Here is an 18,507-nt window from a genome sequence, read left to right as displayed (position 1 = left end):
GCGGCTGTGCCAGGGGTGACTACTCCGTAGCCGTCGGCCTCCTCGACAGCTTCGTCGCGGTGTCCACGTCCGGGAGGGGGCGGAGTCGGTACGTGTACGCGTAGTCGCGGTTGGCGAAGAGTTTGTACTCGTCGTGGGTGTGGGCGCCCCAGCTGTTGTCGCCGCCGACGCCCATCTGGCGGTGGTTGACGCGGAGGACGACGGTGTCGCGGGGGGTGAGGTGGTAGTCGTGGCGGAGGCCGGTCGAGAGGTCCTCCGGGGTGAAGTAGGAGGCGTTGACCTCAAGTAGGGAGTCGCCCGCGATCAGCAGGCCCTCGCCGTCGCGGTCGGTCAGGGCCGCCCAGCGGATGTCGGTCTTGTTGCCGTTCTCCTGGGGGCGGATGTAGCCGGACCACTGGTCGGCGACGCTGCCCGAGTAGAGGCCGACGTCGGTGCCGTTGTTGCGGTCCCAGTGGTTCTCCTCCGGGCCGCGGCCGTAGTAGTGGAGGCGGTCCAGACGGCGCGGGAGGTGGAGGAGGGTGCCCACCTCCGGGATGTACGGGAGGGAGGCCGCGCCCGGGTGGAGCGTGTTGTCGACCTTGATCTCACCGTTGCCGAACACCGTGTAGGTGGTGGTGTAGGCGGACGCGACGGTGGTGGGCAGGGTGCCGGTGACCTTGATCTCCACGGCCCGGTCGGCGCCCAGGGCGCGGACCGTCACGTCGGTCACCTCGCGGTTCGTGCCCGCGTCGCGCCAGGTCTGGTTGCGGGTGTGCTGCCCGTTGCCGTTGTCGTTGTCGGTGGGGGCGCGCCAGAAGTTGGGGGTCGGACCCGAGGTGATCAGGCGGGTGCCGGCCGCCTTGTAGGTGGTGATGATGCCGGTGGACTTGTCGACGGTGACGGAGAAGCCGCGCCCCTGCACGCCCTTGCCGGTGACGGTGATCTCGTTCGGCCCGTCCTTGTACGTCAGCTTCGGGACGGTCGCCAGGGGGACCGGTGTCACCGCCGGGCTGCCCGCGTCCACCGGCAGTTGCTGCCGGGCCACCTCGAAGCCGGACTTCGCCCAGGGGGTGCGGTCCTTGGTGGTGAAGGAGAGTGCGAGGAAGTACTCGGTGCCGGGCGCGGGGGAGGAGGGGAGGCGGAAGGGGACGGTGATGTCCTTGGTGGAGAGGGGGGCGACGTCGAGCTGGGCGCGGGTGAGGCGGCCCCGCTGGATCTCCTTGCCGTCCGCGGACAGGGTCCAACTGCCGTCGAATTCACGGAGGTTGGTGAACAGGTATTCGTTGGTGAGGGTGATCGTCCGTGAGGCCGGGGTGAGGGCGTCGGTCGCGGCGCCGGTGGCCGGGGTCGCGTGGATCGCCTGGTAGATGCGTTTGACCTCGGCGGCCTTGCCGGTGTGGCCCCGGTCGGCCTTGACGATGCCGTCCGCGACGAAGGCGCCGTCGTTGGGGTTGTCGCCCCAGTCACCGCCGTACGCGAAAAACGAACGTTCCTTCGCGAAGCCCTCCCGCTCCCGCTCCGCCACCTTCACCGTCGCCGCGTCGAACCAGAACCGCACGCCCTCGTCGCCCGGCCCGCGCCCCCCGGAGGCCAGCTCGGCGCCGCTCAGGGCGCGCGCGTACACACCCGCCCGCCGGATCGTGCCGCTGAACTCGCGTGTCGGGTTGTCCGTGTCCGTGCCGAGGGCGAGCGGCGCGGTGTTGACGCTCGGGCGGCGGGTGGTGGTGCGGGTGGCCTTCACCTCGCCGTCGACGTAGAGGGTGAGGGACCCGGCCTCGGCGTCGAAGACCCCGGCGACATGGTGTTCGCGGCCGGTCCAGCCGTCCGCCGGGAGGCCCCAGCTCACGCTGACCCACTGGCCGCCGCCGTAGATGAAGAACTCGACGCTGTTGTTGGTCTGCTTCAGCGCGTAGTGCGTGTCGCCCTTGGCGACGAGCGGCTGATGGCCGCCGGTGACGTGCGGGGTGATCCACGCCTCCAGGGTCAGCGAGCCGGTGAGGTCGAGGGCGGGGTCGCGGGTGAAGCCGGTGGCGCCGGACAGCCCCTTGCTTCGACTGAACGTTCCTGCGGCGGTGAGGAGTTGGCCCTTCAGCGCGCTCGGACCGGCATCCGTGAACACCCTCAGCTTGGGAACCGGCCAGGTCAGCGACTGGTCGACGAAGTCCCAGATCCAGCCGCCCTGGAGGACCGGGTAGCGCCGGATGAGGTCCCAGTACTTCTTGAAGTTGCCGGTCGAGTTCCCCATGGAGTGCGAGTACTCGATCATCACGTACGGCCGGGTGTCGGAGGTGTCCTTCGCCCGCTGCTCGACCCGCTGCGGGCTGTCGTACATCTCCGAGCGGATCTGGCTGATCGTCGGCCGGTCGTCGCCCTCGTACTGGATGACGCGGGTGGGGTCGTAGGACTCGATCCAGTCGCGCATGGCGACGAAGGTGGAGCCGCCGCCCGCCTCGTTGCCGAGGGACCAGATGACGACGGAGGCGTGGTTCTTGTCGCGGTGGACCATGGCGCGGGCGCGGGCCACGCAGGCCGTCGTCCACTCGGCGTGGTTGCCGGGGTAGCGGTCGCGGATGCCGTGGGTCTCCAGGTTCGTCTCGTCGACGAGGTAGAGGCCGTACTCGTCCGCCAGTTCGTACCAGAGCGGGTTGTTGGGGTAGTGCGAGGTGCGGACGGTGTTGATGTTGAGCCCCTTGATGATCCCCATGTCCTGGACCATGTCGGCGCGGGTGAGCGCCATGCCCCGGTCGGGGTGCATCTCGTGGCGGTTGGTGCCCCGGAAGGAGACCGGCTTGCCGTTGATCCGCATCAGCCCGTCCTTGAGCGCGAACTCGCGCAGGCCGACGCGGTGGGAGAGGGTCTCGACGACCTTGCCGCGCGGGTCGCGCAGCCGGAGCACGGCCGTGTAGAGGGTGGGGTGTTCGGCGGACCACAGCTCGGGCGAGGGGACGGACTTCTTCGCCTGGACGGTCACGTCCTCGCCGGTCGTGGAGGCGCCGACGGCGACGGACTGCACCAGGGGCCGCGACCAGACGGCGTGCCCCCGGGCGTCGTAGAGCTGTGTCTCGACCGAGTACGCCCCCTCGTGCCCGGCCGCGTACGCGCGCACGCTCGCGGTGACGGACAGCTCGGCGGCGGTGTAGCCGTCGCTGAGCGGGGTGTCCAGTTTGAAGTCGCGCAGGTGCACGGCGGGCGTGGAGTAGAGGTAGACCGAGCGGAAGATACCGCTCAGCCGGATCATGTCCTGGTCCTCCAGCCAGTCGCCGTCCGAGTAGCGGTAGACCTCGACGGCTATCTGGTTCTTCCCCGGCTTGAGGTGCCGGGTGATGTCGTACTCGGCCGGGTCGTACGAGTCCTCGTGGTAGCCGACGAGTTGGCCGTTGATCCACACGTAGTGGGCCGACTTGACGCCCTCGAAGTGCAGGAAGGTGCGGCGGTCGCCGGCCGTCCAGTCCTTCGGGAGGTGGAAGGTGCGCCGGTACTGGCCGACGGGGTTGTAGCGGGTCGGCGCGTTCGGCGGCTGGGCCTCCTCGCCGAGGCCGTTGGGCCCCCACCACGGGTAGGTGATGTTGATGTAGATGGGGAAGTCGTAGCCGTGCAGCTGCCAGTTGGAGGGGACGGGGATGGTGTCCCAGTCGCTGTCGTCGACGTCCGTCTTGTAGAAGTCCTCGTCCCGGTCGCCCGGCCGGTCCACGTACGCGAACTTCCACGTCCCGTCGAGGCTCAGCCGGTACGGGGAGCGGGTGCGGTCGGCGGCGAGGGCCTGTCTGACGTCCGCGTACGGCATGAGGGTGGTGTGCGGCGGTTCCGCGCCGACCTGGAAGAGGGCCATGTTGCCGGACCACTCGGGGGTGTCGGCGGCCGCCGTCCCGGTGCGGGGAGCGGCGTACGCGTCGCCGCCGGAGAGGGCCAGGGCGCCGAGAACGGCTGCGCCGCCCTCCAGCAGCCGGCGGCGGCTCACGACGGGGCGGACTGCGGGGGTGCCGGTGTGCGGCTGCGGAGGTGGTTGCGGGTGCGGGTGCTGCATTGCCGGGGCCTTCCTCGCGGTGACAGGGGGCACGTACGGAGTGACGTACAGGGATGCACGTACGGAGTGACGTGTGGGACGAGGAGCGTCGGATGCGGTCCGATTTTTTGTCTGATGTTGTTGAAAACCGGGCCCACACTAGGACTTCGAACAGAAGCGGATCAATAACTCTGTCGGACTTTGTGCGGTCGTGAGGGTGGGAGCGTGACGCCACCGGGCGGGCACCCTACGGTGCCCCCATGGTGGCGGGTGTGGCGTGGGCGTTGTGCGCGGCGGTGTGCATGGGGACGGCGACCGTGCTGCAGGCGCTGGGCGCGCGGCGGGTGGCGACCGCGCGGAGCGACGAGGGTGCGCGCGGCCGGGGGCGGACCGTGGTGGAGGTGCTGCGCGGCTGGCCCTTCCTCGCCGGGGCGGGACTGGACACGCTCGGCTTCGCGGCGCAGGTGGTGGCGTTGCGGCTGGCGCCGGTGTTCCTGGTGGAGGCGGCGGTGGCCGCGTCGTTGGCGGTCACGGCGGTGGCCGGCACGCTCGTGCTGGGGCTGCGGCCGCGGCGGGCCGAGTGGGCCGCCGTGGCCGTCGTCTGTCTGGGGCTGGCGACGCTCGCGGTGTCCGCCGGACGCGCGGGCGACGGGGACGGTGACACCCCGCTGCGGGTGGCGGCGCTGGCCGCGTCGGTGCTGGTGGTGGCGGGCGGTTGGGTGGTGGGCGGCCGGCTGCGGCGGGGCCGGGCCGTCGTCCTCGGCGCGGCGGCGGGCCTGAGCTTCGGCATCACCGCGATCGCCGTCCGCCTGCTGCCGGACACCACGGTCCTCGGGGTGCTGGCCCAGCCGTCCGCGTACGCCGTCGTCGTCTCCGGCCTCGGCGGCTATCTCCTTCTCGTGCAGGCCCTCCAGTCCGGCTCGGTGACGGCGGCGACGGCGGCGATGGTCATCTGCGAGACCGTCTGGCCGGGGGTGTTCGGGGTGCTGTGGCTCGGCGACTCGACCCGCGACGGGTACGGGTGGCTGGCGGTGGTCGGGTTCGTGGGCTGTGTGGGGGGTGGGGTGGCGCTGGCGCGGTTCGGGGAGGCGGGGGAGAGCGAGGAGGCCGAGTAGACCTGACTGGCGGTGAAGGGTGGCCAGTTGGTTCGAAGGGGCAACCTTCTTGGGTGGCGGCGGCGACGGAAGGGTGAACCGAAAGTACGTGAAATCCCGACCCCACAAGGGAGTTCACCATGCACACCAAGCGCACCCGCATCGCAAGACTGCTCACCGTGCTCGCCGCCGTCCTGGCCGTGCTGCTCGCGCCCGGTCTGACCACCCCGTCCGTCGCGCAGGCCGCGAACGACCGGGCGGCTCAGGACCAGGTCCAGGAACAGACCCAGGACCGGGCGGTGGCGGCCGCGGTCGCCGCCGCGCCCGCCGCCTGGAACCCGCCCTCGAACCTGGTCCAGCCCCTGAACGAGGTCTGGAACCACGTCGAGTCGACCTACGGCAACCTCTACGGCTTCCGCAACTACGGCTGGGACCAGATCATGGCCAACCGGGGAAGCGTCAACTACTGCGTCCGCTGGGAGTCGGACCAGCCGGTCAGCGTCGCCCTGCGCGACCAGATCCACGCCGCGCTGAAGAAGCAGTTCGGCAAGTGGATGGCGGCGATGGTCGACAACGGCGTCGGCCACAACGCCTGGCCGTACACCAACGTCCCCGTCAACATCGTCGGCTGGGCGGTGAAGAACCGCTCCACCCTGCAGTGGAGCGACAACTCCGTCGACATCTACACCAACATGCTGGACGGCGCCGGAGCCCCGCAGTGCAACCCCGACTGCGGCCGCTTCTTCCATCAGGACGGCAACTACTCCCGCTGTCCCGGCGGCGCCGCCCGCCACTACGACCAGTCCCTCTGGCTCACCGAGGGCTTCGGCGGCGGCGCCGGCGGCGACTGGGGCCAGCGCATGGGCCGTTCCTACTTCACCGGCGCCCTGAACCAGGAGAACATCCACATCTATCTGCACGAGGTCGGCCACACCTTCGGCCTCGACGACTTCTACGACTGGACCCCGACCGGCCAGTGCTGCTTCCTCATGAAGGCGGGCAGCGCCACTCAGATCACCGAGTTCGACAAGTGGATGTTCCGAGACTTCTGGCGCCACATGAAGTCCCGGTACGGTCTCTGACACCGTTCGTCCGGTGATGTGCGGCGGGGCCATGACAGATGTCATGGCCCCGCTGTGAAAGTGATCGTCCCCGGGAAGGATGTAGTGCGCACCGGTTGGTCGTGACAATTATCTGACAGAGCACCGGAGTTGACCGTCCGGGGCCGTCGGAACGTCAGGATCGAGGGGGACACGTCGTGCGTATGCAACGTCTCGTCGGGACCATGGTGGGGACCACACTTCTGCTGGGCGCGGCCGTACCCGCCGCCGAGGCGGCCGGTCCGGCGGCGTCGGGGGAGCGTCTGGACCGGGCCGAGTTGCGTGAGACGCTCGACGCGGTCCACGAGGCCGGGATGTACGGCACGTACGCGTCCGTGCGGGACGGGCGGGAACGCTGGAGCGGTGCGGCCGGGCTGGCCGACGTGGACACGGGCCGTGAGGTCACCCCGAACATGCGGCACCGCGTCGGCAGCATCAGCAAGACGTTCACGGCCGTGGCCATCATGCAGCAGGTGGAGCGGGGCCGGATCCGCCTCGACGCCCCGGTCACGGACTACGTCCCCGAGCTGTTCGACGGCACCGGCACCGACGGGGACGCCCGGGAGCGCGGGGACGCCGTCACCGTCCGGATGCTCCTCAACCACACCAGTCACATAAGCGACTACGTCCTCGGCGCCTTCCCCTCCCTCGCCCAGAACTCCACCACCAGCCTCGACGAGCACCGCTTCCGCTCGATCAGCCCCCGCGAGCTCGTACGGCTGGGCCTCGCGGCCCCCGCCACCGGCAGCCCCGGCGCCCAGCCGGGCAGGTACTCCAACACCAACTACGTGCTGGCCGGCCTGATCCTGGAGAAGGTCACCGGTCAGAAGGCGTCGACGTACATCACCCGCAACGTCATCGACCGCGCCGGGCTGCGCCACACCTCGTATCCGCGCACCGCGTACATCAAGGGTCCGCACTCCCGGATGTACGAGTCGTTCTACGGGCTCATCGACCCGCCCCGCGACTACAGCGTCTACGACATGTCCTGGGCGTACACGGCCGGCGCGATCGTCTCCACGACGGACGACCTCAACCGCTTCTACCGGCAGCTCCTCACCGGTGATCTGGTCCGCCGCTCGTCGCTGGCCGAGATGCAGCGCACGGTTCCGGTGGAGATCGCCCCGGGTGCCGCGATCGGCTACGGCCTCGGCATCTACACCCTGGACGTGCCCGGCTGCGGGCGGTTCTGGGGCCACGACGGCGGGGTCTTCGGCGCGGGCACCGTCAGCCTCACCAGCGCGGACGGCGACCGACAGGTCTCCATGGGCTGGAACCTGATGAAGTACCAGCGCCTCAACGCGGAGGGCACGGCGCTGGAGCCGAGCCCGATCGACGACGCGATCGAGCGACACGTCTTCGGGGCGCTGTGCCCGACGCTGGAGGAGCCGGGGGCGGCTTCGGGGGCCGGGACGAAGTCGAGGCTCGCGGCGGGCGACGCGTGGCGGATCCTCCCGGACGGTCTGCTGGGTAGGACGCTTCCGTAACCGTCCTCGCACCGCAGGGAGCACAGCGTCTTGTCCACCTTCGTCATCTTCGACCTGGAGTTCACGACCTGGCCGGGGGCCATGGAGCAGGACTGGTCGGCCCCCGGCCAACTGCGCGAGATCGTGCAGATCGGCGCGGTGCGGGTGAGTGAGGAGTACGCCGTCGTCGAGGAGTACGAGACGCTCGTCCGCCCGGTGGTGAACCCCCGGCTCTCGCCGTTCTTCACCACCCTCACCGGCATCGACCAGCGCGCCGTGGACCGGGACGGCCTGGCGCCGGCCCGGGCCCTCGGCGACTTCCTCGCCTTCTGCCGGGGCGGGCCGGTCCTCTCCTACGGCAACGACATGCTCGTCCTCGGCGAGAACATCGGCTGGGCCCGGGCCCGGGGCGAGACGATCGAGCACCGCGTGCTCGCCCCGGGCTTCCTCAACGTCCGGCCGTGGCTGAACGCCGTCGCCCCGGCGACGACCGGCGTCAACTCGGGCCGCCTCTGGCAGGCCCTGGGGCTCCCCCGGCCCGCCACCCCGGGCGACGAACACTCGGCCCTCTTCGACTGCCACTCCATCGCGTCGGCCCTGCGCCACCTGGCGGGCACCGGGGTCGTCCTGCCGGACGGCATCGTCTAGGGGTCCCCTAGCGGCCCCCACGATCACCCTTTCGTTCCTCGACCCCGAGTAGCCCAGGAGCTGTTGTGTCCGACGAGACCACCCCCGTCCGTGAACTCCGGCTGGTCGTCACCGCCGCCGACTACGACGCCGCGCTGCACTTCTACCGCGATGTGCTGGGGCTGCCCGAGCGGGCGGCGTTCTCGTCCGACGGCGGGCGGGTGTCGATCCTCGAAGCGGGCCGCGCGACGCTGGAGATCACCGATCCGAAGCACGCGGAGTTCATCGACGAGGTGGAGGTCGGCCGCCGCGTGGCCGGCCACATCCGGGTCGCCTTCGAGGTGGACGACTCGACGGCGACCACGGCGAGGCTGGCGGCGGCCGGCGCCGAGGTGATCGCCGAACCGACCCGCACTCCCTGGAACTCGCTGAACTCCCGCCTCGAAGCGCCCGGCGCCCTGCAGCTGACCCTCTTCACCGAACTCGGGACGTGAGAGCCGTCGGACGGGAAAGCCGTCGGACGTGAGGGCCGTCACCGGACGGCGACTTTGCATGATCATGCATTGCCATGCATAATAATTTCTATGTCCAAGGTCCTCACCTCTCTTCCGGCCGGCGAGCGCGTCGGCATCGCCTTCTCGGGCGGGCTCGACACCTCGGTCGCCGTCGCGTGGATGCGTGACAAGGGTGCCGTCCCCTGCACCTACACGGCTGACATCGGCCAGTACGACGAGCCCGACATCGCCTCGGTGCCCGGCCGCGCGAAGACCTACGGTGCCGAGATCGCGCGCCTGGTCGACTGCCGCGCCGCGCTGGTCGAGGAGGGCCTGGCCGCACTCACCTGCGGCGCGTTCCACATCCGCTCCGGCGGGCGGGCGTACTTCAACACGACCCCCCTCGGCCGTGCCGTCACCGGCACGCTGCTGGTGCGGGCGATGCTGGAGGACAACGTCCAGATCTGGGGCGACGGCTCGACGTACAAGGGCAACGACATCGAGCGGTTCTACCGCTACGGCCTGCTCGCCAACCCGCACCTGCGGATCTACAAGCCCTGGCTGGACGCGGCGTTCGTGACCGAGCTCGGCGGCCGCAAGGAGATGTCCGAGTGGCTGGTCGCCCACCAGCTGCCCTACCGGGACTCCACGGAGAAGGCGTACTCCACCGACGCCAACATCTGGGGCGCCACCCACGAGGCCAAGACCCTGGAGCACCTGGACACCGGCCTCGAGACCGTCGAGCCGATCATGGGCGTCAAGTTCTGGGACCCGTCGGTCGAGATCGCCACCGAGGACGTGACGATCGGCTTCGAGCAGGGCCGTCCGGTCACGATCAACGGCAAGGAGTTCGCCTCCGCCGTGGACCTGGTCCTGGAGGCCAACGCCATCGGCGGCCGCCACGGCCTGGGCATGTCCGACCAGATCGAGAACCGGATCATCGAGGCCAAGAGCCGCGGCATCTACGAGGCGCCCGGCATGGCCCTCCTGCACGCCGCGTACGAGCGCCTCGTCAACGCCATCCACAACGAGGACACCCTCGCCCAGTACCACGCCGAGGGCCGTCGCCTCGGCCGCCTGATGTACGAGGGCCGCTGGCTGGACCCGCAGGCGCTGATGATCCGGGAGTCCCTGCAGCGCTGGGTCGGCGCGGCGGTCACCGGTGAGGTCACCCTCCGGCTGCGGCGCGGCGAGGACTACTCGATCCTCGACACCACGGGCCCGGCGTTCTCGTACCACCCGGACAAGCTGTCCATGGAGCGCACCGAGGACTCGGCGTTCGGCCCGGTCGACCGGATCGGCCAGCTCACCATGCGCAACCTCGACATCGCCGACTCGCGCGCCAAGCTGGAGCAGTACGCGGGCCTCGGCCTGATCGGCACCGGCAGCCCCACGATCGGCGCCTCCCAGGCCGCCGCGACCGGGCTGATCGGCACCATGCCGGAGCTGCCGCAGGGCGGCGCAGAGGCCATCGCCTCGCGCGGCGAGGTCTCCGAGGAGGACGCCCTCCTGGACCGCGCCGCGATGGAGTCCGGCACGGACTGATCGCCGACGGACACCCGGATCGCCGACGGACACCTGGAACGGCCGGCTCGACGCCCACCGCGTCGAGCCGGCCGTTTCATGTCCTGGTCAGGCCTTCCCTTCCACTTTCAGCTTGTCGAGGATCCGGCCCGCCGTCAGGCGGATGTTGAAGGAGGTGACGGAGGAGTAAGGGCCGTGCGCGAGGGCCTTCAACTCGCCGAGCAGGCCTGCCCGGTCGGCCGCGTCGGGCAGCTCGCCGTACGTGTCCACATACCGGCTGATCCCGTACAGGGCCTGGTACCGGACGGATTCCGACGGATCGTGGAGGTGGCCGAGCAGAAGGCGCACATCGCCGTCCTCGTCCACGTCGAGGAGGGAGACGACCACCGCCCTGACCTCGTCGGACGGGTGGTCGATCAACTGTCGTACGGCGGGAAGGGCCTCGGGGTAGTTGCTGAGCGCGTCCCGCGTGTGAGGGAGGATCGCCTCGTCGGTCGTCAGGAGACCGAGCAGCGCCTCGACCACCGGGCGCCGCCGCCGGCGTCGCAGCCTGTGCCGCCCCAGTTCCATCAGACCCCGCACCGCTCCACGCCGTATCCGCTCGTCGGGATCGTGCAGGAGCGGCAGCAGCAGCTCGGTGGTCCTCGCGTCCCCGCGCTCGCCCAGCGCCGTGGCGGCGGCGTCCCGGACGCCGGGATGACCGCGACCGGGCACCGGCTCGGGTCCCGGCCCGCTGACGACCACCGTCCTGATCCACTCCCAGGCCTCCGGCGTGTCGATGCGGGCCAGTGCCCAGACGGCGGTGGACCCCGGATGCGGGTGGTCCAGCCAGCGCACGGCCAGGGGCAGGGCCCGCTCCTCGCCCCACCACCCGAGGGTGTGGAGCATCCGCCGGGCGGCCTCCGCGTCGGTCTCGGCCGCGAGGGCGGACAGGATCGCGTCGACCGTGCGGGAGCTCCGGTCGCCGGACAGCTTGGACGCGGCCATGCCCCGGACGGCGGGGCACTCGTCGCGCAGGCCCTCGACGAGTGAGCCGCGCAGCCGGTCCAGGTCCTTCGACGGCAGCATGTCCAGGGCCCGCGCCCGGGACAGACCCCGGCCCTGCCGGGCGGTGTGCAGGACCTGTTCCCGGACGGGACCCTGCCGAAGCAACGGGTAGAGGGCGGTGCGCGCCTGCCCCCACACATGGGTGCCGGTGTCGCCCAGCAGCCGGATGAGCACCGTCGGGTCGGGGGCTCCTTCCCGGCGGGTCACCCCGAGCAGCCCGTTGAGCCGCAGGTGCCAGTCCGAGTCGTCGGACATCAGCCGCCGGAACGCCCCGACGACGTCCGGCCCCTCCAGCGCCAGCCGTTCGGCCGCGAGCGACGCGCGACGCCGTACGCCGCCGTCCGGGTCCCCCATCAGAGCGACGACCACCGCGGCCGCGCCCTCCCCTCCGACGGGCCCCAACCGGCCGAGCGCGTCCGCCGCCCCGGCCCGCACCACGGCCGCGGGGTCCTGAGCGGCCCGTAAGACCGCCTCCCTCACATCGGCGACCACGTCCTCGTAGGCTGCCGCCCAACGCCCCACCCGCCCGAGCCCCTTGACGGCGGATGCCCTCCGCCCGGGTTCCGTGGCCGCCAACTCCCGCAGGAAATAGGCGATTTGATGTGCCGCGCCGTCGGCTCCGCCACCCCTGACAACTCCCACGCGTCCCCCTCGGAGTTCCCTGCACCGCCCCGCCACGGGGGAGATGTCACCGAGAACGACTGTTCCGAGGGCCCGGGAGTTGTGCGGGCCGACCGCCGACCGGCCGTGGGCGGGTCCTGGTCGTACGATCGCGGGCGCGTCCTAGTCGTTGTCCCCGCCGCCGCTGCGGGGCTTGCTGTTCGCGCTGAGGACCAGCTCGCTCGCGACCTCGGTGGTCCTGGCGATGCCCCGTGCCCAGCGCGGGGCGTCGCCCCGGGCGGTCCAGTAGACGCAGACGCAGCCGCCGATGGCGAGCAGGAGGACGACGGACAGGATGGCTATGAGCACGGTGGTCATTCGCTCTCTGTATGACTGGCCGACGCCGGGAGTGCCTCGGTGAGCTGGACAACGGAAGGGACGCGTGTGGGCGGGAAGGGGTTCCGCGGATACGGCCCACGTCACCGAGACTCATCGGCACGCCGGCGGTGGCGTTCAGGCGTGCTGCCGCTGTCCTCGGCCCCGCAGCAGGCTGACGCCCGCGCCGAGCGAGACGACGCCCATGCCGACGGCGGTGGCCACGCCCTGCGCGCCGTCGACGACCAAGGGGGCGACCGCGGCGACGACCAGGTTGAACAGGAACAGGAACCACAGGACGGGCTTCGAGCCGAGCAGGGCCTTCATGGGAGTTTCCCTTCGGGGAGAGGAGGGGTGAGGTCCGTTCGACCTCGTGCTTCAACGATCCCGCTCGGCCGGCCCCGCCACGAGGGAGTGCCCTCCCGGATGGGGGGTGTAGCCCGCTACACCCCCGCGCTGTCAGTGGCACGCGGTACGTTCCGGGCCATGGGCATCTACCTGGTGAGCGTCGAAGCGGAGGACTGGTTCGGTGAGGACCAGGACGAAGAGGAGGACGAGGAGGAGGGGCGGGGGCGGGTCGCCGCCGCGCTGAACGGGGAGCTGGCGCGGCGGGGGCTGCCGCCCTATGACTCGGTGCCCGGGCGGACGGACTTGGTCCGCGGCTCGGGGCTGACCTTCGAGGAGAAGCTGGTCCCGCCGATGGACGGGTTCGTCACGCTGTGCGGGGCCCACCTCACGCGTGCGGAGACGGAGACCCTGCTCGGTTGGACCGTGCTGGTGCCGCTGTCGCTGGAGGAGACCATCCGGCTGGACGACGTCGAGTCCGGCTACACGGATGAGACCGTGGTCGCGGGCGCGCCTCAGGTGCTGGCGCTCGCGGAGCGGCTCGCGGCGGCCGTCGAGCTGCCGACGGCCGAGGTCCCGGAGATGTGCGACAACCTCGACCTGACCATGTGGTTCCTGGACGGGCCGGCGAAGGAACTGGCGGCGACCCGGCCGGGCCCCTGGGCCGACGACCTCGACATGGCCTTCTACGTCGCCCTGTACCTGCGCGCGGCCCAGCACTCGATCCGCCGCGCATGCCCGATCGTGTACGTCTGACCTCTACGTCCAAGGCGTCAGCTACGGCGTCAACTATGGCGTCAGTGCCGCGAAGGCCTCGTCCAGGAGGGCGACGAGGTCGAGGTCGCCGTCCGAGGCGGTCCAGTGGTCGAGGGCGATGTTGAGGCAGTCGAGCGCGGCGGCGGCCCGTACGGTCTCCGCGAGGGTCGGCGGCCCCGGGGAACCGTGACGTTCGGCCAGGGCCTTCGCCAGTGTCGGCCGCCAGCCGTGCTGCTTCTCCAACTGGCGTGCGCAGAGCGCGGGAGTGTCCCGGACGAGCCGGGTGGTGGCGAGGGAGCCGACCGGGTCCTGGTGGTAGCGCTGAATGACCGTGTCCAGTGCCCGGCGCAGCGCCGTCCAGTCGTCCTCGTCGGCGGGGCGGGCGCGCAGCGCGTCCGCGACCCAGCCGCCGTGCGCGTCGAAGACGTCGAGGACGGCGTCCTCCTTGGTGCCGAAGTACCGCAGGAACGTGCTCCGGGACACCCCGGCCGCCGACGCCAGATCGTCGAGCGTCACCTTGTCGAAGCCGTCGCGGCGGAACAACTCGAAGGCGACCTGGGCCAGTTCGGCCCGTACGGCCGCTCGTGCGATGTTCCGCGTGTTCGCGCGGGCCGCTCCGCTCACCTCACTCACCCCGCGATGTTAACCCTGCCCGACCCCGGCTTGCGGGTGTGCAACTCAGTGGCTAGCGTGACACTCAGTTTCAGCTACGGCACTTGTTATCACGTTACTCATAGCAAGGAGCGATCCGGCGCCATGACCAAGACCCTCGGACTCATCGGCAGCGGAATGATCGGCGGTGCGCTGGCCCGGCTGGCCGTCGCCGCGGGGCTGGACGTCGTCCTGAGCAACTCGCGCGGCCCCGAGACCCTCGCCGACCTGGTGACCGAACTCGGCGACCGCGCCCACGCCGCCACCCCCGCCGAGGCCGCGCGGGCCGGTGACCTGGTCGTGGCGACGGTCCCGCTGCACGCCCACACGCGGCTCTCCGCCGCCGACCTGGCGGGCAGGACCGTGATCGACACCATGAACTACTACCCGGAGCGCGACGGCCGCCTCGCCGAACTGGACGGCGGCGGCCTGACCTCCAGCGCCCTGGTCCAGCGGCACCTGGCCGACTCGTACGTGGTCAAGGCGTTCAACGCCATCGACTTCCGGCGGCTGCTCACCAGCGCCCGGCCCGCCGGGGCCGCCGACCGCAGTGCCCTGCCGGTCGCGGGCGACCACGCGACGGCCAAGGACGAGGTGATCCGGCTCCTCGACGCCCTCGGCTACGACGCGGTCGATCTCGGCCCCCTGGCCGAGAGCTGGCGCGCCGAGCCGGGCACGCCGGTGTACGTCACGCCGTACCTGGCCGAACGCCCGGCCGGGCTCGGCCAGGAGGAGGCGGGGCGCTGGTTCTTCGAGACCCCCGGTGTCCCGGTCCCGGCCGCCCGGGTGAGGGAACTGACGGACGCGGCGGTACGGGGCGAGCCGGGCGCGGCCCACATGGCCCTCGCCGACTGACGTCCCGACGGCTGACGTCCTGACGGCTGACGTCCTGACGACTGACGTCCCGACGACTGACGCCCCCCGGCTCCGTCCGGCATCGGCTGACCGACCGTCTCCGGGCTCCGTCCGCGTCGGCGTCGGCGTCGGCGGCCGACCGTCTCCCGGCTCCGTCCTCCAGAGACTCCCGCAAGCCCGTCAACTCGCCTTCCACACAAGGGAATCAGCCCATGACCCCCTCCGCCGGTCCCGCTCCGCGCCCCGCCCGTCCCGTCCACACGTCCCCGGTCGACATCCCCACCCCCGACGGGACCGTCGACGCGTACGTCTGCCACCCGGCCGACGGCGGGCCGCACCCCGCCGTGCTCCTCTACATGGACGCGTTCGGGGTGCGGCCGCATCTGAAGGGGATGGCGGAGCGGCTGGCGGCGGCCGGGTACGCCGTGCTGCTGCCGAACGTGATGTACCGCAGCGGGCGGGCGCCGCTGGTGGAGCTGCCCGCGTTCATCAATCCGGCGGAGCGGCCGGAGATCATCGACCGGATCCGTCCGGCGATGCTGGGACTGACGCCGGACGCGGCGATGCGCGACGCCGGGGTCTACCTGGACTGGCTGGACGCCTCCCCCCTGACGAACGGCGGCCCGGTCGGGATCACCGGCTACTGCATGGGCGCGGGGCTGGCACTGCGTACGGCCGGGACGTACCCGGAGCGGGTGGCCGCGGCGGCGGGGTTCCACGGCGCGTACCTCGCGACCGACGCGCCCGACAGCCCCCATCTGCTCGCCGACCGGATCACCGCCGAGCTCTACTTCGGGCACGCCGACAACGATTCCACCAACCCCGCCGACCAGATCGACCGCCTCGGCAAGAGCCTCACCGCCGCCGGCGTACGCCACCGGGCCGAGGTCTACGAGGGCGCCCACCACGGCTTCACCCAGGCCGACACGGCCATGCACAGCCGTGAGGCGACGGAACGCCACTGGTCGGCCCTGCTGGACCTACTGGCCCGCACGCTCTGAGGGCGACGGTGAGGCACCCCCGGCCGTCACCGAGCCCTGGCCGTCCCCGTCACTCTCCCCAGGAACTCCGTCAGGGTGTGCGTCGCCGTGTTGTGGGCCGTGGCTGCGAAGAGGGGGTCGAGGTGGTTCATGGAGTCGTCCGACTCGTAGACGGCGTACGGGACGCGGGCCTCGGCGGCGACACGACGGGCGCCTTCCACGACGGTGCCCTTGGCGTAACTGGTCTGGAAGGCGTAGAGGGGGATGTCGAGCCCGGCGGCGTGGCGCAGGCGCAGCCCGAGGGAACGGGCCAGGTCGGTGTCGGCGAAGGCGTCGCTCACGTCCAGGTCGACGGAGAGACGGGCGGGCCAGTACCACTCCCACACCCCGGGCACGGGCCCCGCGTACGCCTCCGCGACCCGTCCGATCGGCGTGATCCCGTCGTCGACCCACCCCCGTACGCCGTCGGCGTCGGCCGCCGCCGCGAGGTGCCCGGAGTGGACGCTGATGTCGTTCGGCCAGCCGAAGCCCGCGTCGACGAAGCTGCCGAGCAGCGCGGCGTTCGTCACCGGGAACGGCACCCGCAGCGCCTCGGGCACCCGGTCCTGGAGGACGGACCGGCCCTCGGGGTCGTGGTGGGCGTACCACCCGGCGAGCTGGTACCAGATCTGGGTGCTCTCGGCCCGGTCGCCCAGTCCGACGCCGCTGAGCGTCATGTCGAAGACCTGCCCGCCGGCGATCGCCGCGAGCCGCTCCCGCACCTCCTCCGGCGAGTCCCGCACGGGCGCCCCCGTCCCCTCGAACGCGCCGCGCACGCCCCCGTCGAGGACCGCGAGGCCCACGAGATCCCGGTACCCCGGCCGGCCGCCGAAGTCCCAGGCCGCGTACGCCAGCGCACTGGTCGCACCCCAGGAATGTCCGCCGAGCACCACCCGCCGCCGCCCGCCCGCGCGAGCGGCGCGCACGACGCACCGCAGGTCGTCGAGGGCCCGCTCCAGCCCCCACCGCCCGACGTACCCGGCGGCGGCCGGCTCCAGGGCCCGGTAGCGCCCGTCGAGGTAGTAGCCCACGGGGTCGGCGCCCCGTCCCCTCGCGAACCCGCTGCGGTCGGCGAGGTTCTCCTCCCGCCGGTCGACCGCCCACACCTGTGTCCCGGGCACGCGCGCGACCAGGTCCCGGGCCATCAGCCGGAAGTCGTTCGCCGCGCCGAACATCCCCGGCACCAGCACCACCACGGTCCGCGCGTCCCGCGGCCCCACCTTCAGCACATGCACCCGATCACTGCCGACGGGCCCGCCCCCGGCCCCGACCGGGACCGGCACGTACTCCTCGCCCACGCCCCCGCCGTCGGCGGCGCCCCATCGCCGCCCCCCGCCGCCGACGGCCCAGGCACTCCCGACCCCGCCTACGCCCACCGCCCCGGCCAGGGCCAGCCCCGCGCCCAGCCCACCGCTCAACACCGCTCTACGCGCCGGTCGTTTCGTCATCTCCGGTCGTCTCCTTGGGAGTTGGGGGGTAACGACACCGGCCCAAGCTTCCCCCGCCGTCCGCGCGACTCGACCACCGGGGCCGCCAACGGACGGTTCCCGACCCGCAGGGCCTGCTCGGAGCCACGTCCACGTAGCATCGGGCTTCGGCATCGGGGGTTGTTCAGCGACGCGGAGGATCGGATGACCGTCGGTGCGGGCCGTGGGACACCGCCGGTGCGGCGGCGTGACGCGCGGCGCAACCGGGAGCTGCTGGTGGCGGCGGCTCACGAGGTGTTCACCGAGCAGGGGCTCGAAGCGCCGCTGGATGTGATCGCCCGCCGGGCCGGGGTGGGGAACGCGACGCTCTACCGGCACTTCCCTAGCCGCGCCACCCTCATCGAGGCCGTCTTCCACGACCAGCTCACCGGCACGATGGCCGTGGGGGACCGGGTCCGCGACGCGCCGGACGCCTGGACCGGGCTGGTCGAATACCTCGGCGCGGTCTTCCACACGCTGGCGGCCGACCGGGGCACCAACGACCTCATGACCACGCATCTGCCGGGCATCGACGTCCTGGAGGATGTCCACGAGCACAACCGGCGGACCATCGAGCTCCTGCTGCTGCGCGGTCGTGAGGAGGGCACGGTGCGGGCCGATGCCACCACCGAGGACGTCCTCTTCGCCCTCGCCGCCCTCGGCCGCGCCGTCCCCGCCCTCACCGCCGCCACCACCCCCGACGCCTGGCGCCGCCCCCTCGCCCTCCTCCTCGACGGCCTCCGCCCCTCCGCACCCGCCCCGGCACCGCCGCCACCCCTGCCGGGGCCCGCCCTCACCGCCGAGCAACTCCACGCCGTACTAGGAGAGTTGGGGCCGCATCGGTCGGCCAGGGGGTAGCGAGATCATCCGGATCCACAGTCCGCTCACTCCGTCCCGTCGACAGTGATCGCCGCCGTCGGGCAGACCGCCGCCGCCTCGCGGACGGCCGGATGGTGCGGTGGGGCGGGGGTCGGGACGAGGAGTACGACGATGCCGTCCTCGTCGCGTTGGTCGAACACCTCGGGGGCGATGAGGACGCACTGGCCGGCGCCACAGCATTTCGTCTCGTCGACGTGGACCTTCATGAGGACACCTCCTGGGAAGAC

Annotated in this window: 17 protein-coding genes; 10 read left to right on the top strand and 7 right to left on the bottom strand. The window is 71.7% G+C overall.

Annotated elements, in window-relative coordinates; translation table 11 throughout:
- Positions 1-19 precede the first annotated feature (19 nt).
- The gene (locus PUR53_RS03285) at positions 20-4,003 is read right to left on the bottom strand and encodes a glycoside hydrolase family 2 TIM barrel-domain containing protein (protein WP_329907310.1); all 3,984 of its coding nucleotides are present in this window, start codon (positions 4,001-4,003) and stop codon (positions 20-22) included.
- A 239-nt stretch (positions 4,004-4,242) separates the two neighbouring features.
- Here PUR53_RS03285 and PUR53_RS03280 point away from each other — a divergent pair, with 239 nt between their 5' ends.
- The 6 genes from PUR53_RS03280 to argG all read left to right on the top strand — a co-directional run bounded on the left by PUR53_RS03280 (position 4,243) and on the right by argG (position 10,308).
- Entirely contained in the window at positions 4,243-5,097 is an 855-nt protein-coding gene (locus PUR53_RS03280; protein WP_329907309.1) for a hypothetical protein, read from the top strand.
- Positions 5,098-5,216: 119 nt separating this feature from the next.
- Positions 5,217-6,158 (top strand): hypothetical protein, encoded by a 942-nt coding sequence (locus PUR53_RS03275; RefSeq protein WP_329907308.1) that lies wholly within the window; start codon positions 5,217-5,219, stop codon positions 6,156-6,158.
- Between the two features lie 176 nt (positions 6,159-6,334).
- Entirely contained in the window at positions 6,335-7,663 is a 1,329-nt protein-coding gene (locus PUR53_RS03270) for a serine hydrolase domain-containing protein (RefSeq protein WP_329907307.1), read from the top strand.
- A 30-nt stretch (positions 7,664-7,693) separates the two neighbouring features.
- Positions 7,694-8,290 carry an exonuclease domain-containing protein gene (locus tag PUR53_RS03265; RefSeq protein WP_329897155.1) on the top strand — a complete coding sequence of 199 codons (597 nt, stop codon included), beginning with the start codon at positions 7,694-7,696 and terminating at the stop codon, positions 8,288-8,290.
- Positions 8,291-8,355: 65 nt separating this feature from the next.
- Positions 8,356-8,763, top strand: coding sequence for a VOC family protein (locus tag PUR53_RS03260; protein ID WP_329897154.1), 408 nt, complete (start codon positions 8,356-8,358; stop codon positions 8,761-8,763).
- Between the two features lie 90 nt (positions 8,764-8,853).
- Entirely contained in the window at positions 8,854-10,308 is a 1,455-nt protein-coding gene (gene argG, locus PUR53_RS03255; RefSeq protein WP_329897153.1) for an argininosuccinate synthase, read from the top strand.
- Positions 10,309-10,395: 87 nt separating this feature from the next.
- Here the strand turns inward: argG and PUR53_RS03250 are convergent, their stop codons facing one another.
- The 3 genes from PUR53_RS03250 to PUR53_RS03240 all read right to left on the bottom strand — a co-directional run bounded on the left by PUR53_RS03250 (position 10,396) and on the right by PUR53_RS03240 (position 12,636).
- Positions 10,396-11,976: a HEAT repeat domain-containing protein gene (locus tag PUR53_RS03250; RefSeq protein WP_329907305.1), complete on the bottom strand. Its 1,581-nt coding sequence runs from the start codon at positions 11,974-11,976 to the stop codon at positions 10,396-10,398.
- A gap of 141 nt (positions 11,977-12,117) precedes the next feature.
- Complete coding sequence (locus PUR53_RS03245; RefSeq protein WP_329897151.1) at positions 12,118-12,312, bottom strand: hypothetical protein; 195 nt, start codon at positions 12,310-12,312, stop codon at positions 12,118-12,120.
- A gap of 135 nt (positions 12,313-12,447) precedes the next feature.
- Complete coding sequence (locus PUR53_RS03240) at positions 12,448-12,636, bottom strand: hypothetical protein (RefSeq protein ID WP_045558652.1); 189 nt, start codon at positions 12,634-12,636, stop codon at positions 12,448-12,450.
- Positions 12,637-12,795: 159 nt separating this feature from the next.
- On the opposite strand from PUR53_RS03240, the gene PUR53_RS03235 reads away from it, so the two are divergent.
- The gene (locus PUR53_RS03235) at positions 12,796-13,410 is read left to right on the top strand and encodes a hypothetical protein (RefSeq protein ID WP_329897201.1); all 615 of its coding nucleotides are present in this window, start codon (positions 12,796-12,798) and stop codon (positions 13,408-13,410) included.
- Positions 13,411-13,443: 33 nt separating this feature from the next.
- Here PUR53_RS03235 and PUR53_RS03230 read toward each other — a convergent pair whose 3' ends face one another.
- The gene (locus PUR53_RS03230) at positions 13,444-14,043 is read right to left on the bottom strand and encodes a TetR family transcriptional regulator (RefSeq protein WP_329897150.1); all 600 of its coding nucleotides are present in this window, start codon (positions 14,041-14,043) and stop codon (positions 13,444-13,446) included.
- A 123-nt stretch (positions 14,044-14,166) separates the two neighbouring features.
- On the opposite strand from PUR53_RS03230, the gene PUR53_RS03225 reads away from it, so the two are divergent.
- Both PUR53_RS03225 and PUR53_RS03220 read left to right on the top strand, forming a co-directional pair.
- Positions 14,167-14,916 carry an NADPH-dependent F420 reductase gene (locus PUR53_RS03225; protein WP_329907304.1) on the top strand — a complete coding sequence of 250 codons (750 nt, stop codon included), beginning with the start codon at positions 14,167-14,169 and terminating at the stop codon, positions 14,914-14,916.
- A 212-nt stretch (positions 14,917-15,128) separates the two neighbouring features.
- Positions 15,129-15,917 (top strand): dienelactone hydrolase family protein, encoded by a 789-nt coding sequence (locus PUR53_RS03220; RefSeq protein WP_329897148.1) that lies wholly within the window; start codon positions 15,129-15,131, stop codon positions 15,915-15,917.
- A gap of 26 nt (positions 15,918-15,943) precedes the next feature.
- Here PUR53_RS03220 and PUR53_RS03215 read toward each other — a convergent pair whose 3' ends face one another.
- Entirely contained in the window at positions 15,944-17,383 is a 1,440-nt protein-coding gene (locus PUR53_RS03215) for an alpha/beta hydrolase (RefSeq protein WP_329907303.1), read from the bottom strand.
- Positions 17,384-17,566: 183 nt separating this feature from the next.
- Here PUR53_RS03215 and PUR53_RS03210 point away from each other — a divergent pair, with 183 nt between their 5' ends.
- On the top strand, positions 17,567-18,259 hold the full coding sequence (locus tag PUR53_RS03210) for a TetR/AcrR family transcriptional regulator (RefSeq protein ID WP_329907302.1): 693 nt from the start codon (positions 17,567-17,569) through the stop codon (positions 18,257-18,259).
- A 26-nt stretch (positions 18,260-18,285) separates the two neighbouring features.
- Here the strand turns inward: PUR53_RS03210 and PUR53_RS03205 are convergent, their stop codons facing one another.
- Entirely contained in the window at positions 18,286-18,486 is a 201-nt protein-coding gene (locus tag PUR53_RS03205; protein WP_329897145.1) for a ferredoxin, read from the bottom strand.
- Positions 18,487-18,507: the final 21 nt, after the last annotated feature.

The sequence above is a fragment of the Streptomyces sp. SP18BB07 genome (assembly GCF_036322545.1).
GTDB lineage: Bacteria > Actinomycetota > Actinomycetes > Streptomycetales > Streptomycetaceae > Streptomyces > Streptomyces deccanensis.
The sequence above is the reverse complement of the archived record's forward strand: the minus strand, read 5'-3'. Positions and strand labels throughout refer to the sequence as shown.